This window comes from Streptomyces sp. MnatMP-M17, assembly GCF_900091995.1.
GTDB lineage: Bacteria > Actinomycetota > Actinomycetes > Streptomycetales > Streptomycetaceae > Streptomyces.
Genome location: NZ_FMDK01000199.1, coordinates 1 through 15,063, shown reverse-complemented (window position 1 = coordinate 15,063; position 15,063 = coordinate 1). Strand labels below are relative to the sequence as shown.

Annotated in this window: 12 protein-coding genes and 1 pseudogene; 11 read left to right on the top strand and 2 right to left on the bottom strand. The window is 69.2% G+C overall.

The window, feature by feature from the left end; genetic code table 11:
- The 4 genes from GA0115259_RS09850 to GA0115259_RS09835 all read left to right on the top strand — a co-directional run.
- A partial coding sequence (locus GA0115259_RS09850) for a lantibiotic dehydratase (RefSeq protein ID WP_093593904.1) occupies positions 1–2,792 on the top strand: 2,792 nt, incomplete at its 5' end.
- Positions 2,789–4,033, top strand: a complete 1,245-nt coding sequence (locus GA0115259_RS09845) for a lanthionine synthetase C family protein (RefSeq protein WP_093593898.1) — start codon at positions 2,789–2,791, stop codon at positions 4,031–4,033. The genes GA0115259_RS09850 and GA0115259_RS09845, both read left to right, overlap by 4 nt.
- Before the next feature lie 17 nt (positions 4,034–4,050).
- On the top strand, positions 4,051–4,881 hold the full coding sequence (locus GA0115259_RS09840; RefSeq protein WP_093593894.1) for a thiopeptide-type bacteriocin biosynthesis protein: 831 nt from the start codon (positions 4,051–4,053) through the stop codon (positions 4,879–4,881).
- On the top strand, positions 4,865–6,034 hold the full coding sequence (locus GA0115259_RS09835; protein WP_237539891.1) for a hypothetical protein: 1,170 nt from the start codon (positions 4,865–4,867) through the stop codon (positions 6,032–6,034). The genes GA0115259_RS09840 and GA0115259_RS09835 overlap by 17 nt, the downstream gene beginning before the upstream one ends.
- Before the next feature lie 147 nt (positions 6,035–6,181).
- Here GA0115259_RS09835 and GA0115259_RS09830 read toward each other — a convergent pair whose 3' ends face one another.
- Positions 6,182–7,408, bottom strand: a complete 1,227-nt coding sequence (locus GA0115259_RS09830) for a hypothetical protein (protein WP_093593891.1) — start codon at positions 7,406–7,408, stop codon at positions 6,182–6,184.
- Between the two features lie 340 nt (positions 7,409–7,748).
- On the opposite strand from GA0115259_RS09830, the gene GA0115259_RS09825 reads away from it, so the two are divergent.
- The 4 genes from GA0115259_RS09825 to GA0115259_RS09810 all read left to right on the top strand — a co-directional run bounded on the left by GA0115259_RS09825 (position 7,749) and on the right by GA0115259_RS09810 (position 13,796).
- A complete protein-coding gene (locus GA0115259_RS09825) occupies positions 7,749–8,690 on the top strand; it encodes an ABC transporter ATP-binding protein (RefSeq protein ID WP_093593888.1) in 942 nt (313 codons plus the stop codon).
- Positions 8,687–10,060 (top strand): ABC transporter permease, encoded by a 1,374-nt coding sequence (locus tag GA0115259_RS09820; protein ID WP_093593885.1) that lies wholly within the window; start codon positions 8,687–8,689, stop codon positions 10,058–10,060. Before GA0115259_RS09825 ends, GA0115259_RS09820 begins: the two co-directional genes overlap by 4 nt.
- A 4-nt stretch (positions 10,061–10,064) precedes the next feature.
- Positions 10,065–12,821, top strand: a complete 2,757-nt coding sequence (locus GA0115259_RS09815; protein ID WP_093593882.1) for an alkaline phosphatase family protein — start codon at positions 10,065–10,067, stop codon at positions 12,819–12,821.
- Between the two features lie 294 nt (positions 12,822–13,115).
- Entirely contained in the window at positions 13,116–13,796 is a 681-nt protein-coding gene (locus GA0115259_RS09810) for a hypothetical protein (protein ID WP_256097963.1), read from the top strand.
- Between the two features lie 51 nt (positions 13,797–13,847).
- On the opposite strand, the gene GA0115259_RS40145 is transcribed toward GA0115259_RS09810, so the two are convergent.
- On the bottom strand, positions 13,848–14,069 hold the full coding sequence (locus tag GA0115259_RS40145) for a hypothetical protein (protein WP_093593876.1): 222 nt from the start codon (positions 14,067–14,069) through the stop codon (positions 13,848–13,850).
- Positions 14,070–14,128: 59 nt separating this feature from the next.
- On the opposite strand from GA0115259_RS40145, the gene GA0115259_RS09800 reads away from it, so the two are divergent.
- The 3 genes and pseudogenes from GA0115259_RS09800 to GA0115259_RS41140 form a co-directional block, all read left to right on the top strand.
- Positions 14,129–14,626, top strand: a complete 498-nt coding sequence (locus GA0115259_RS09800; protein ID WP_093593873.1) for an SDR family NAD(P)-dependent oxidoreductase — start codon at positions 14,129–14,131, stop codon at positions 14,624–14,626.
- Positions 14,627–14,629: 3 nt separating this feature from the next.
- Positions 14,630–14,752, top strand: a complete 123-nt coding sequence (locus GA0115259_RS09795) for a nitroreductase/quinone reductase family protein (RefSeq protein WP_093593901.1) — start codon at positions 14,630–14,632, stop codon at positions 14,750–14,752.
- A 128-nt stretch (positions 14,753–14,880) separates the two neighbouring features.
- Positions 14,881–15,063 (top strand): annotated as a pseudogene (locus GA0115259_RS41140) (hypothetical protein); the annotation flags it as partial.

The window sequence follows — 15,063 nt, the reverse complement described above, 5'->3', positions numbered from 1 at the left end:
GGGCGTGGCTGCAACAGACCTGGCAAGCGCCGGATTTCGCAGCCGCCGTCACGGCCGCCAGTCCCGACCTCACGAGCCGGGTGGAACAGATCTGCGCCGGCCGACTGCTGCTGGCCACCACCGTACGGCGTACGGTGCTCGCCGTTCTGCGCTACCTGCTTCGGGCTCGCACACGCGCCACCCCGTTCGGTCTGTTCGCCGGGGCCGCAGCGGCGCGAATCGGCACCGCGCCCGCGCTGCACGTGGGCACCGGACACCACATCGTCGCCAGACCCGACGGGGCACGCAGCACGGTTCTCGTCGACCGCTTCGAGCAGCATCCGGCGCTGCGGCCCCACTTGATGCTGCTCGCTTCCTCCCTCGCCGTCGAACGCGACGGGCACGTCGTGATCGAGCACCGCCCGAGCGGAACCGCCGACGGAGGACCGGAGCACGTGCACGTTCGCGCGACCGCGCCGGTCCGTGAAGCACTGGACGGCGCCCGGACCCCGATCCTGTGGAACGACCTCGCCGCGAAGCTCTCCATCAGCTTCCCGAGCGCTCCGCCCGCCGCGATTGACAAGCTCATCGCAGGCTTGGTCAAGCAACGAGTCCTTCTCACCAGTCTCCGCCCGGCGATGACCGTAACCGACCCGCTCGCCGCCCTCCTCGAACACGCACAGCATCTCGCTCCCGCCGAGGTGGCAGAGATACGTGAGACCCCCCGGCCCGCGTTCGACCTGCGGGTGGACTGGGATCTGACCGTACCCACAACGGTCGCCCATGAGGCGGCAGCGGCAGCCAAGGCACTGACCCGCCTCGCTCCTCGGGCGGCGCTGACCGGCTGGGCCGAGTGGCACGGCCGCTTCCTGGAGCGGTACGGGCCGCGGGCGATCGTCCCCGTCCTGGACGCCATCGACGCGCTCGGATATCCGCCCGGCTACCTCGGGGCTACCACCACACCGGCGCCCTCCCCGCTGCCCGACCGTGACGGCCACCTCATCAAACTCGCCCATGCCGCCGGGGTGCAGCGCCGCCTCAAAGTTCAGCTCGACGATGCCGCGATCGAGGATCTGGCGACCACAGATCCGGGCCACCCCGTCCAGCCGAGCACGGAGCTGACCGTCCGCATCGACGCCACGAGCGTTGCCGCCCTTCAACAGGGTGAGTTCACCCTGCACGTCGTGGGGGTGGCTCGCTCAGCCGGAGCAACCACCGGTCGCTTCCTGGGCCTGCTGGACGACGAGGACCGCCGCCGTATGACCGAGGCGTACGCCGGACTGCCCGGGGTGCATCAAGGTTCGCTCGTCGCCCAGATCAGCTCCACTCCGCTATCCGTACGCGCCGAGAACGTCGCACGCGCCCCGCAGGCGACCGAGCTGGTGATCTCGCTCGGCGACTACCAAGGCCCGGACACCAGCCTCGTCCCCGTCACGGACCTGGCGGTCACCGCCGATGCCGAACGCCTGCACCTGGTCTCGCTCTCCCGCCACCGCCCAGTACACACGCTGCTGCTCAACGCCGTGGACCTGGGCCACCACTCCCATCCGCTGGCCCGGTTCCTGACCGAGGCGCCCGTCGCACTGGCCGTTCCCTGCACCGGATTCATGTGGGGCACCGCCGCCTCCAACCTGCCGTTTCTGCCCGCGCTCCGCTACGGACGGACAATCCTGTCCCCAGCCCGCTGGCTCCTCACCAGCGAAGACCTCCCCGCCGCACCGGCACCGTGGCCGCAATGGGACGAAGCCCTGACCCGATGGCGCCACGACGTACACCTGCCCGAGCGGGTGTACCTGAGCGAGGCCGACCAGTCCATCGCCCTGGACCTGACGGAACCTTCCCACCGGGCCCTGCTGCGGACCCACGTGGACCGCGACGGCAAGGTGACGCTGCGCCCCGCTCCCCAACCCGAGGACCTGGGATGGACCGGCGGCCGAGCACACGAAATCGTCATCCCCCTGGCCACGGACCAGAACATCGCGCCCGTCCAGACTTCCGGCCACGCCGTCAACCGCGAGCACGGTCATTTGCCCGGTTGCGACAACCGCATCTACCTCCAGCTCCACGGCCACCGGGACCGGCAGAACTCTCTCCTGATCCGGCACCTGCCGACCCTGCTGGACGAACTGGGCGCCCCACAATGGTGGTTCGTCCGCTACCGAGACCCTGACGACCACCTTCGCGTTCGCCTGACCTGCGCACCCGGAGCCCTCGGCAGCGTCTTCGAGCACATCGGCGAGTGGACCCGACGGCTCCGGCGCCACGGCCTGATCACCCACACAAGCGTGGAGACCCACCTCCCGGAAACGGCGCGCTTCGGCGGCCCCACAGCCATCGACGCGGCCGAGCGGTACTTCGCCGCCGACTCCACCGCCGCGCTGGCTCAACTCACCGTCCAGGACGAGATGGGAGCGGACGCCCGCGCGATGACGGCCGCGAGCATGGTCGAAATCGCCACCGGTCTGATCGGTGACAGGGCCGCGGCGATGCAGTGGTTCATCGAACACACTCGTACCTCCCCAGCCGCTCCGCCCCGCGCCGTCTATCGCCAAGCCGTCGACTTGGTGGTCAACCACCCTGCGGGCCTGGGCGAGCGCGTCATTGCGGCCTGGTCCGCGCGGTACGAGGCACTGACCGCGTACCGCCGCGCGCTCACGGACGCCGACATACACCCCAGCGATCTGCTACCGGACCTGCTCCACCTCCACCAGGTCCGGGTGCACGGGCCGGACCTGCCCGAGGAACGCACACACCTGCACCTGGCCAGAGCCGCCGCCCTGAGCTGGACGGCACGAGCAAGGAGGACACCGTGACCACGACAGCCCCCGCCTCCACCGCACTGTCCGCCGCCGACCAACTGGCCCACGCACTGGCCGACCCGCACACCGTGTGGCCCGGCGGCCGGCCCGACGGTGGCCGGGCCTGGCCGCAGTCGCTCGCAGGAGGAGCCTCGGGCATCGCCCTGCTGCACATCGAGCGCGCCCGAACCGGTCACGGCGACTGGGACACCGCACGCACCTGGCTGGCCACAGCCCTGCACGGCGACATCAGCGCGGCGGCCAACGCGAACCTTTACTTCGGCGCCCCGGCCCTCGCGTTCATCACGTACGGCGCGGCCAGCGCATCGAGCCGGTACCTCCGCGCCCTCGAACGCCTGGACACGGCGACCATCACCGTCACCCGGAAACGCCTGGCCGCAGCCCACCAGCGCATCACCCGCGCCGAGCGGCCCCCGATGGAGGAATTCGACCTCATCCAGGGCCTCTCCGGGCTGGGCGCCTACCACCTGAGCCGCCAACCCCACCACGAGATCACGCGTGATGTCCTGGCCTACCTGGTACGCCTGACCGAGCCCCTGCCCGCCCCTGCCGGGCTGCCGCCCTGGTGGATGAACGTCGCGCCCACCGGCACACCCCACGCCGACTACCCGGGCGGTCACGGAAACTTCGGGCTCGCACACGGCATCGGCTCCACCCTGTCCGTGCTGTCCAAGGCCCTGCTCAATGGTCTGCCCGTGCCCGGCATGGCCGACGCCGTCGAACGGATCTGCGCCTGGACCGACCACTGGCGCCAAGGCGACGAGACCACCCCCTGGTGGCCGGGCTATATCTCGATGCGGCAGGCAACCGACAACCACGTCCACTCCGACCTTCGCCCCCGCCCCTCCTGGTGCTACGGAATCAGCGGCACCGCCCGCGCCCAGCAATTGGCCGGGCTCGCTCTTGGCGACCCGGCGCGCGTACAGGCCGCCGAGAACGCGCTCCTCGCGAGTCTGCGCGACCCGCTGCAACTGGCCAAGGTCCCCGAAATCGGGCTGTGCCACGGCCTGGCCGGACTACTGCACGCCGCATGGCGGATGGCCACCGAGACAAACAACCCCGACATCACCGCCGAGCTGCCGCGCCTGACCAACCGTCTCATTGCCGCGCTCGACCGAAACGACCACGAACCCGAACTCCTCGACGGAGCCGCCGGGGCGGCCCTCGCCCTGCACACCGTCGGCACGGGCCACGCGCCCGCACCGCACTGGGACACCTTCCTCGCCCTGGCGTGAACTCTGGAGGCCGCATCATGAACCCACCCACCTGGCGCCAGGTGAACGTCGCGTTCCGGAACTGGGAACGCGCCGAGATCACAGCCTTGGCCAAGCTCGCCCCGCTCCTACGCGCCGCAGAGGACGAAGGCGCCCTCACCGCGTGGTTCATCGTCCGCAAGCAACCCTGCTGGCGCGTGCGCTACCAGCCCACCACCGACGGACAAAGCGGCATCGGCCAGGGCCTCCACATGCTGATGACCGAGGGATACATCCAAGGGTGGACGGAGATCATCTACGAACCCGAGGTCCACGCCTTCGGCGGCGCCGAAGCCATGGCATCCGCGCACTGCCTCTTCCACCACGACAGCCGCAGCATCATCGACTTCCTCCAGAGCGGAGCCGGCCACCACCGCCGCGAGACATCCCTCGTGCTGTGCAGCCTCATGATGCGCTCCGCAGGACTGGACTGGTACGAACAGGGCGACGTCTGGGCCCGTGTCGCCGCCCACCGCCCCCTACCTTCCAGTGCCAAGCCGGATGCCCGCGACCAGTTGCACACCGCCGTACGCCGCCTGCTCTCCGTGGACCCGCAGTACGCGATGCGCCCAGGCGGACCGCTTGCCCGCGCCACCGGTTGGGCCCGCGCTTACGCCACCGCCGGAAGGGAACTGGCCGACCTCACAGCCTCTGGGCAACTCCACCGTGGCCTGCGGGACGTCCTGGCCCACCACGTGATCTTCGCCTGGAACCGAATCGGCCTGCCCTACGCCACACAAGCCACGCTCACGGCCGCCGCGAAGACCGTCATTTTCGGCCCCGACCCCACCGCCGAGAGGAGAGCCGCAGACCATGTGGAAACTCCCTGACTCCGTAGCCCAGCGCTTCCCACTCGTCGCACGCCCCCGCCCCGCCTGCCTCCCCCTACCCCAGCGCGTGCAGGCGCTGACAGAACTCGCCAACACCGCAGTGCAACAAGGCAACGCGAGCGCGGCCTCCACGGTCTACAACCAGGCAGCCCTGATCGCCTCCGACGTCGGCGTCCCGTCGATCGCCCGCGCAATCTGCCACCAGCACGCCACCGCCTACCTGAACGCCACCCCCCTGAACGCTGCGGCGGCCATCCGCGCCCTCGAACCCGTCGTCAACCTCGCACGCCTCCAGATCCGAGCCGGGCGCGCCGACGACGGCCGCCGTCATCTCCTCGCCCTGTACGACGCCGTCACCACCGGCACCGGCACCGGCACCGACGTCGAGGACATCCACGTCCCGGCCGGTCTCACCGCCGCCCCGGAGGACCGGCACGAAATCCGCGCCTGGCTGTGGCGGGTCCTCATCGCCGACGGAACGCGAACCCTGACAACTGCCGGCCGCTGGGACGCAGCGCTCGCCCACATCAAGGAACACCGCGGCGTCGGACAGCGGATGCTCGACGGCCGCCAAGTCGCCGTCCTCGCCGCTCTCACCACCGGTGACGCTCACGCCGCCGAGGACCTCCTGGCCGGCACAGAGCCCGGGGAGCCGTGGGAGGACGCCGTCACAAGCTGCCTGACCGTACTGACTCACCGGGCCGTCGACCGACCGCTCCACGATCACCTGCAGGACCTGGTAGCCACCTACCTCGACCGCGCGGACGAACCGGGCATGACCGTCTTCAACACCCGGCTCGGCCTCACGGTGCTGGACACGATCACCTCAACGGAGGACCCAGCCGCACGTCTGGTCGTTGCGGGCCTCCACCGCCGAGCAACGGAAACGACCGACGGGTACGCCGCCCGGGAAATCCTCGCGCACCCCTCTTTCACCGCCCTCGCGACCGACCAAGAAACGCAGGACTGCCACGCCCTACTCCAAGCCTGCGCACTCGGCGCCGGCGCCTTCCCCGCCAATCTGCACAACGAGATGACAGCCGCGATACGCGCCAGCGACCACGTCATCCGGAGCAGCGCCGCAGCCCCAATGGGACAGCAGGAGGTGCCGTATCTGTCACACAAAACACGGCCGTTGACGTTCGGGGTGTAGTAGTCGCCAGCCGGATGACGCTGGCAGACCCCGATCTGGATGGGCGGGGCTTCTACCCCTCCATCAAGTCCGGTGAGTACGGTCTGTGCTTCCTGTCGGGTCGATCCGGAACGTTGCCCCGGGGATTGAACGGGTGGCGAACCAGGTTCATCGCGAGTCGCTCGCGAGGCTCAACGCCGTGGCGGCGGGTGGCATTTCCTGGGCCAGAGTCCGGAGGACGGCAAGGTGGGTTCTGGTGACCTCGATGCCGTAGCGGCTCAGGTGGTTCTTCAGGTGCTTGGCATGGATGTGCTGGCCGGGGCGGTTGCCCGGGAAGAGCCAGGGACTGCTGCGGTTGGCCTCGATGTTGCGCGGACCCCGGTTGAGGGCGTGATCGCGCAGGACTGGCGCGAAAGGATCGGGCACCAGGCGCGGCTCGTGCGGTCGGTCGACGCTGATACGGACTTCGTGGTTGTCCAGGGCCAAGTCGTCAATGCTGAGCGCGGTGATGTGAGCCAGGGGCTGAGCGAACAGGATCAGGATGATGAAGGCCGCGCGGTCGCGGAGAATGTAGTCGGTCGCGGGATCGAGCAGGTCGCGCAGGAGTCGCAGGCGTTGTTCGTGGTTGAACGTGCCGCGTGCGGGTTTCCGTCGGCGGGTGACCTGAAGGTTGTACGGGACGCTGAGGTGATGGGGGAACGCTCTGTCCCCGGCGCCCCATGTGATGAAGGCCCGGGTGCCCTGGCGGCTCGTACTGCCCGTGGCGATCCAGGTGTCGATGTGGGCCTGGGCGCATGTGGCCGGGGTGGCGTCGTGGTCGCGCAGCCAGGCCAGGAAGGCCTTCGCGGAGTTGATCTCGTGCTGCGGACGGTCGACCAGACCCGGCGTGAGGGGCTCCCGAGTGGCGCGTTCCCGCAGGCGCAGGCTGTGTCCGGTGGCGAACCGGCTGATGAGTTGCCGGTCTTCGGCCGGCTCGATGGAGGCGAGGGTCCGGGAGAGCCAGGCTTCGAACTGGACCAGGTAGCGGTCGCACTGCTCAAGGATCTTGTGCTGGACGAGCAGGTCGCGCAGGTGTGCCGCGGACTGCGGGGAGGGATGGCCGTTGAGGGATTCATGGCTGAGGGGCAACCGGCCGGTGGCCAGGTCGGCCAGCAGGGGCGCGATATGCCGGTTGCCGACGAGCCAGACCAGCCCGGCGTCCGGACGGGGCTGGGTGCGGATGGCCTCGTGCAGGGGCAGCAGGGCAGGGGAGACCTGGCCCGTACCGTCGTCGAGGACCTCTGTGATCCGTTCGGTGAGATGGCAACGCGGGCATATGACGCCGTCGTGGCGGTGTGCCCACCAGCGGTGCTGTTGCCCCTGGTGCCGGCAGCGGGGACAGGTGAGTTCGGGCATGGCTCAATCGGTACGTCGGAGTCGCTGGAGGATGAGGTGATGCGCCACGGTGAACTTCGGCACAACGCTCTCGGGTCAGGCAGCGGGCGGCGGGCGGATGATCGTCATGCGTCGGCAGGCAGAGAGTGTAGGCGTAGTCCGCGCTCACCACTTTCCACGAACCACGCGGCAGGGTCCAGCAGGGCGGCGATACACCTGCGCATCGAATTGCGGGGCGACGCTGTCACCACCATCCCGCGCCGGAATGGCAGTTAATCGTTCTTCGTCTGTTCAACTCGGTTTCCGTCTGAATGCTCCGCTGCCCACCTAGCGTCCGTGAGGGCCGTGAAGGAAGGGACTCATGGAGACACTCAACGCGATCCGGGCTCGTGGGATCACCAAGACGTTTGACGATGTCGTCGCACTTGACGGCGTCGATCTGGATGTGACGGCAGGTCAGATTCACGGCCTGGTGGGCCCGAACGGTGCCGGGAAGACAACGTTGCTCGGCCTTCTGCTGGGCCTGGCCGTCGCCGACGCGGGCCGGCTGGAGATCCTGGGTACGCCCGTCGGGCGGGCGCTCGCCGCTCCTGACGGTGTCGCCGGTTTCGTGGACGGACCAGGTCTGTACCCGTCGCTCACCGCCAGGCAGAACCTGGCCGCGCTGGCCGCCCTTCGCGGTTACGAGGCACGCGCGGCGGGGGTCGACGACGCCCTCGATCAGGTCGGGCTCACCGCTGTCGCCGACGACAAGACCCGCGGTTTCTCGCTCGGCATGCGTCAGCGGCTCGGTCTCGCGGCCGCCCTGCTCACCAGGCCCCGCCTGCTCGTGCTCGACGAGCCGTCCAACGGTCTGGACCCCGCCGGCAAGAGACACGTGCACCGTGTGCTCACCCGGCTCGCGGCGGAGGGAGTGAGTGTCGTGCTCTCCAGCCACCGCATGGACGACCTTGAGGAACTGTGCTCGGAGGTCACCATCCTCGCCACCGGGCAGGTTGTCTTCTCCGGCCCGCTGAGCAAGCTGGCGGCCGAGAACCGTGAACTCGACTATCGGCTGATCACCTCCGATGCCCAGGCCGCCCGCAGCGTCGCTGTCGGGACCGCCGGGATCCTGGTCGTCGACAACGCTCAGGTGCGGTACGACGCCGAAGCGCTCGTCGTACGGGCGCTGGTGCCGGCCGTGGACGAACTGGTGGTGCGACTTGTCAAGGCGGGCGTCGCGTTGCGCGAGCTCGCACCCGTCGTATCACCGCTGGAGGCCGCGTTCCTCGCCCTCACCGAGCAGCAGGAGGACTCCCGATGACTGCGACCGCGCCTGCGGCCCTGGCGGATCACCCGAATGGCGGTGCCCGCCGCATCCCGGTGTTTCGCGCCTACCGCTTCGAACTGGTCAAGCTGGTCTCGCAATGGCGGATCCGCCTGCTGGTCCTCGCCTGCTGGATCGCACCGGCGCTGTTCGTCGTCGCGGTGAGCCAGCAGACCTCGCTGCCCGTCGACACTCTCTTCGGCCGCTGGATGCAGGCCACGGGCTGGGCGGGCCCGCTGGTGACGCTCGGTTTCGCGGGCACCTGGGCCCTTCCGCTGCTGACGTCGGTGGTCGCGGGCGACGTCTTCGCCGCCGAGGACCGCCTCGGCACCTGGCGCCACCTGCTCGTAACCGTGCGGTCGCCTCAGCGGATTTTCGCGGCGAAGGTACTGGCCAGCCTGACCGTCCTCCTGCTGCTGGTCGTCGGCCTGGTTGCTTCCAGCACTGTCGGCGGGCTCGCGGCGGTGGGCAACCATCCGCTGGTCGGCCTCGACGATCACCTCATGACGCCCGGCAGCGCCGCGGGCACCGTGCTGCTCGCCTGGGCCTGTGTGCTCGCCCCGACACTGGCCCTCGCCGGGATCGGACTTCTCGGGTCCGTCACGCTGGGCCGCTCCCCGATGGGACTGCTGCTGCCCGCGCTCGTCGCGCTCGCGATGCAACTGGCCCAGATGCTGCCGCTGCCGGCGGTCGTGCGCCTGGCCCTGCCCGGCTACGCCTTCATCGCGTGGAACGGTCTGTTCACCAGCCCTGCGCAGCTCGGCCCGCTCCTGATCGGCATCGTGGTGAGCCTGGTGTGGGCCGTGATCGCCACGTCGCTGGCCTATCTGCTCTTCCTGCGGCGCGACTTCACCAATCTGACCGATGACGGCTTGACGCGCCGCGCGCTCACCGCCGGAGTCCTGCCGCTGGCCGGGCTGCTCGCGGTGACGATCGCGGTCCTTCCCGCGGTGACGACCGCGACCTACTCGGGCTCGGGCATCCAGCAGGCCAAGGTGGAGCACTCGCTGGCCACGGCGTTCGCGCATCTCTACCGGATGCAGGCCGAGGAGCTCCACCGTCCCGCCGTCACCGAGGCGCAGCTGAAGTCCAGCGCCGCGTGCACCAAGGGCAACGTCGACCACGACGCCGAGGGCGCGGGCAACGACTGGCGCTGCGTCGTGTCGTGGCACCTGCCCGACAGCGAGGCCACCGGGCAAGCCGTCTATCAGCTCGACCTCACCACGGACGGGCGGTTCGTCGCCGACGGCGACGGACCGAAGGAAGTCAATGGCTACTTCCTGGTGCGGACCCCTTACGGGGACACACCGAACCCGCTGTGGCAGTTCGACAGCAACGTCGAACTGCTTTCCACCTCGAAGGGATAATTTGATGCAGGTAGCACGCCGCCGCGTCCAGACGGAGAAGGACGACTCCGTCTATCTCGGCAACAGACGCATCGGGCGCCGGGTCCCGCTCATGACCGCTGGGGTCACCGCTCTGGCCGTCGCGGCCGCCGGTACCGCTTTCGCCGCGACCGACTCCTTCGGGACGGTGAAGGTCGGCCAGACCACCGCCGACGGACTGCTGATCTCCAGCGACCAGTACCTCGCCCCCTACGGCAAGCGTCTGGTCATCAACGACGGCAAGATCATGTCGTCCACCATCAGCCCCGACGGCAAGCACATGGCCGCCACCGTCACCGACGGCGGGATGGTGCTGAACATCATCGACCTGAAGAACTACAGGCTTCAGCAGGTCATCGGCAGCGGCGCCGGGGCCGACCTGAAGATCAGCGGTGGTGACGTGGGCCAGGAAGGCCCGACCTACTCGCCCGACGGCAAGCAGCTGTGGCTGGGCCGGGCCGACGGCTACACCAAGTTCACGGTGAACCCGGACGGCAGTCTGTCCAACCCGACCACCGTCTCCATCCCCGCGCAGGGCTCCAAGCGCTCCTTGGCGTCCGCGGCGGTGTTCTCCGCCGACGGCTCCACGGTCTACTCCGCGGTCAACGGGCAGAACCGGGTGGTCGCCATCAACGCGGCGACCGGCGCCATCGAACAGAGCTGGAACACGGGCAACGCCCCACGCGGCATGGTCCAGGTCGGCAACAAGCTCTACATCAGCAACGAGGGCGGGCGTCCGGCGGCTCCCGGTGAGGACACGATCAACTCCTACGGCACGCAGGTGCCGGCCAGCCCGGTGACGGGTGCCACCACCACCGGCACGGTCAGCGTCATCGACCTGGCCAACCCGTCCGCCGCGGCCAAGAGCATCACTGTGGGTCTGCACCCGACCGCGGTGTACGCCAAGAAGAAGACGGTGTTCGTCACCAACACCGCCGACAACACCGTCTCGGTCATCGACACCGCGAAGGACAAGGTCGTCCAGACCATCTCCACCCAGCCGTGGCCCGAGGCCTCGGTCGGGTACGAGCCCAACGCGGTGACGCTCACCAGCGACAATCACCTGCTGGTGACGCTCGGCCGTGCCAACGCGGTCGCCGTCTACAAGTACAAGGGCGCGCAGGAGCCGGTCAGTTACGTGGGCCTGCTGCCGACCGACTACTTCCCCGCGGAGATCGCGACCGTCGGCAAGGACATCGTTGTCTCCAACACGCGCGGTATCGACGCCCGCCGTCCCACCACCGCCGCCGGACGTGGCACCCACGACACCACCTCCAGCCTGACGCGCTTCACGCTCCCGGACGACAAGACCATCAAGTCCCAGACGAAGAAGGTCTTCAAGCAGAACGGCTGGACCAACAAGTCCGTCCAGCTCGCCAACGGCAAGAGCAAGGCCAAGCCGGTACCGGTGCCGGTGAAGATCGGTGACCCTTCGACGATCAAGCACGTGTTCCTGATCGTCAAGGAGAACCGGACCTACGACCAGGTCTTCGGCGACATCCCCCAGGGCGACGGCGACGCGTCGCTGGCCCAGTTCGGCGAGAACGTCACACCGAACCAGCACGCGCTGGCCAAGCAGTTCGGCCTGTACGACAACACCTACGACGTCGGTACGAACTCCGCCGAGGGCCACAACTGGCTGATGCAGGCCGACAACCCCGAGTACACCGAGTCCTCGGCCGGTGAGTACCTGCGCAGCTACGACACCGAGGACGACGCGCTCGGCCACCAGAAGTCCGGCTTCATCTGGACCGGCGCGCAGGCCGCCGGCAAGTCGGTGCGCAACTTCGGTGAGTTCCACCAGTTCCTGTCCAAGCCGGCCGACGCGAGCTGGCAGAACCTGTACTGCGACGCCAAGGACATGAAGGCGTCCGGCAAGCAGTCCGCTTACAAGCTCACCTCGTCCTCGCCGATACCGTCGCTCAACGACGTGTCGGTGCCCGCCTTCCCGAAGTACGACACCAGCGTCCCGGACGTCTACCGGTCCGAGATCTGGAAGCAGGACTTCAAGAAGAACGGGCCGGCGAACCTGAACATGTTCTGGCTCTCCAGCGACCACACCGGCGGCCCGGTCAGCCCGGCCGCCCAGGTCGCGGACAACGACCTCGCGGTCGGCCGGATCGTCGACGAGATCTCGCACAGCAAGTACTGGAAGGACTCGGCGATCTTCATCACCGAGGACGACTCCCAGGCCGGCCTCGACCACGTCGACGGCCACCGCGCGCCGGTCCAGATCATCAGCCCCTACGCCCAGCACGGCGTCGTCGACAGCCACTACTACTCCCAGATCACCATGATCCGGACCATCGAGCAGATCCTCGGGATCCGCCCGATGAACCAGAAGGACAGCGCGGCCACCCCGATGGCCTCGGCGTTCACCAAGAAGCCCGACCTCACCCCGTTCACCGCGCTGCCCAACCGCATCCCGCTGACCGACGGCGTGAAGACCACGCCTTCGTGTGGCGTGGACACCCCGGCCCCGCAGAACCCCCAGGCCGCGGCCGTACCGGCGGCGAAGGTCCCGGCGAGCATGACGGCGCTCGCGAAGGAGTGGAACGACTGGAAGTCGCACCAGCGGCTGACCGGGCCCAATGCCGTGCCCGACTACGCGCCTCCCGCGCAGATGGACCGCCTCACCTGGTACGAGACGCACAACTGGTCCAAGCCCTACCCGGGCGATGACAAGATCCACGCGCCCAACGACGTTCCCGGCGCGTACATCCCCTCGTCGGACACCGACTGACATCAGCACCGACTGACATCGGCTGACATCAGCTGAACTCCCGCCAGTAGGAAGGGCCCCCGGACGGCGTCACCGCCGGCCGGGGGCCCTTGCCCTTCCACAGTCACGGGGCACAGTCGTCGTTTCCTTGGCCCGGCAAGTCCGGTGGGCCGAGCGCTGCCGGTAGCGGGTATGGGCGGCCGTCGGCCGGTGTGTTCCCATTCGCGTACGGGGGCTCACGGGAAAGGCGGGGGACATATGAGATCGGCGACGCACAGGGCGATACGGACCGCGGCATGGCTGCTGAGCGCAGTCGTGGCCCTCGTCCTGGGCGTGGCGACGGCCTCGCAGATCCGCGAAGCGCTGGAGCGGGAGCGGGAGTTCCGTGCCGCGCCAGCGTGCGCATCCGTCCCGGTGAAGGCATCCGGGTGCCTGTGGGAACAGGAATTCACCGTTCGCAGGGCCGATATGAACCGAGGCGAAAAGAGCGAGTCGCCGGAAGCGGAGTTGTTGCTGCCATCCGGTGAGCCATGGGAAGTGACGTTCCCGCGAACTGATCCGGTGCTGTCGGAGATGAGGCCGGGCGACAGCGTCGTCGGCCTGATCTGGCACGGGCGGGTCGTCGAGATACGGGACGCCGGGGGACGGCGGCAGCAGACATCCGGAGGGCCCCTGGGGCGGCCCGAGGAGCGCCTCGGCGGCGCACTCGCCTGCGTCTCCTTCGGCCTGTCCGCTCTCGTCGGGAGCCTGTGGCCGCTCTTCGCACCGGGCAACCGGCGTCACGCGAAAGCGGCGGCTGTGGTGCGGTGGCACGGTGTCGGCATGGGTGCCGCAGCCATCCTGACGCTCTGGGCGCAAGCGGCCAACGACTGGCCGATGTGGGCGATCCCGGCGATCTGGGGGCCGCTGGCGCTGCTCCTCCTGGCCTCCATGGTGGCCTTCGCCGTCGCCGCCCACCGCGGCGACCTGGATGACGACACCCCGTCCGCCACATGAGTACGGCAACCGCCACGGCCGTCGCCGCCGTCGGGCCGACCGGAGTACGGCTCAATCCGGGATCGCGGCGTTCACCACGACGGCCGCCAGGGTGCGTGCCGCGTTTTCGGCGCCGGGGTCGCGGTCCATCCAGGCGCTGATGCCGGCGCCGTCGTAGAGCAGGACCAGCTGCTGGGCGAGTGATTTGGCGTCGGTGGCGCCGGCCTGCCGGGCCAGGTCATGGAAGAGGTCGTGCAGCCACGCGCGGTAGTCCTGGGCGGCCTGGTCGACCACGCCTCCGGGCGGAGCGTCGGAGCTGGCGCTGACGAACGCGCAGCCACGGGGCAGCCGAGGTGGGCGAGATCGACGTACTGGTCAACAACGCCGGCGTGTCGTTCTGGGCACCGACCGAGGAGCTGAAGCCGGCCGACTACGACGCCATGTTCGACGGCAACGTCCGCGCACCCTTCTTCCTGGTGGCCGCCTTCGCTCCGGCGATGGCCGCGAGGGGATCCGGCAGCGTGATCAACATCGGCAGCATGGCCGGCAGCCTCGGCCTCGCCACCGGTGCGGCCTACGGCGCGACCAAGGCCGCGCTGGCTTCGCTGACCCAGAGCTGGACGGCCGAGTACAGCGCCCGCGGTGTCCGCTTCAACACCGTGGCCCCCGGACCGGTCTACACCCGGCCCGAAGCACGTGAACTCTTCGACGCGCTGGGCGCGACCACGGCGATGAAGCGCGCCGCCGAGCCCGCCGAGATCGCCGAGGTGGTCGCCTTCCTGGCCTCGCCGAAGGCCAGCTATGTCACCGGTGCCACAGTCCCCGTGGACGGCGGCCGGACCGCGATCTGAGCCATTCCGACCAGCAGGGTCGCGAAGTCCGGCAAGGTCCGGAAGACTCCGCTGATCCGGATCGAGCAGGACGGCGTCCACGCGGTGACGGCCTCCGCCGCCGGGTCGCCGACACACCCGGCCTGACCAGGTCGGCCGCGCCCGTCGGCGGCTGGGCCCTCGACTGGGCCCGTGGGCCCTGCGTTTGGGCCCAGGCCCATCCTTAGGCTGCTGCCACTTGGGGGAACGGGTGGTGACGTCGGCGAGGAGAACAGATGAAAGGCTCCGACAGGTCTCAGTTATGGCATGAGCACAACAAGGAGCCGAATCGTCGACGGCTCGGTGGGCTTGGAGACAGAGGGCAGAGCGGGGCCGAGTACGCCGCGATGGTCGGAGTGGTGTCCCTGGTCGTGGCCGCGATCGTCGGTCTGAGTGTGCCCGCGGATACGGCGACCGGG

Excerpts from the sequence above, each read along its gene's own strand:
- GA0115259_RS09835 (WP_237539891.1), top strand. The coding sequence starts at position 4,865 with ATGTGGAAACTCCCTGACTCCGTAGCCCAGCGCTTCCCACTCGTCGCA.
- GA0115259_RS09840 (WP_093593894.1), top strand. The coding sequence starts at position 4,051 with ATGAACCCACCCACCTGGCGCCAGGTGAACGTCGCGTTCCGGAACTGG.
- GA0115259_RS09815 (WP_093593882.1), top strand. The coding sequence starts at position 10,065 with ATGCAGGTAGCACGCCGCCGCGTCCAGACGGAGAAGGACGACTCCGTC.
- GA0115259_RS09830 (WP_093593891.1), bottom strand. The coding sequence starts at position 7,408 with ATGCCCGAACTCACCTGTCCCCGCTGCCGGCACCAGGGGCAACAGCAC.
- GA0115259_RS09820 (WP_093593885.1), top strand. The coding sequence starts at position 8,687 with ATGACTGCGACCGCGCCTGCGGCCCTGGCGGATCACCCGAATGGCGGT.
- GA0115259_RS09825 (WP_093593888.1), top strand. The coding sequence starts at position 7,749 with ATGGAGACACTCAACGCGATCCGGGCTCGTGGGATCACCAAGACGTTT.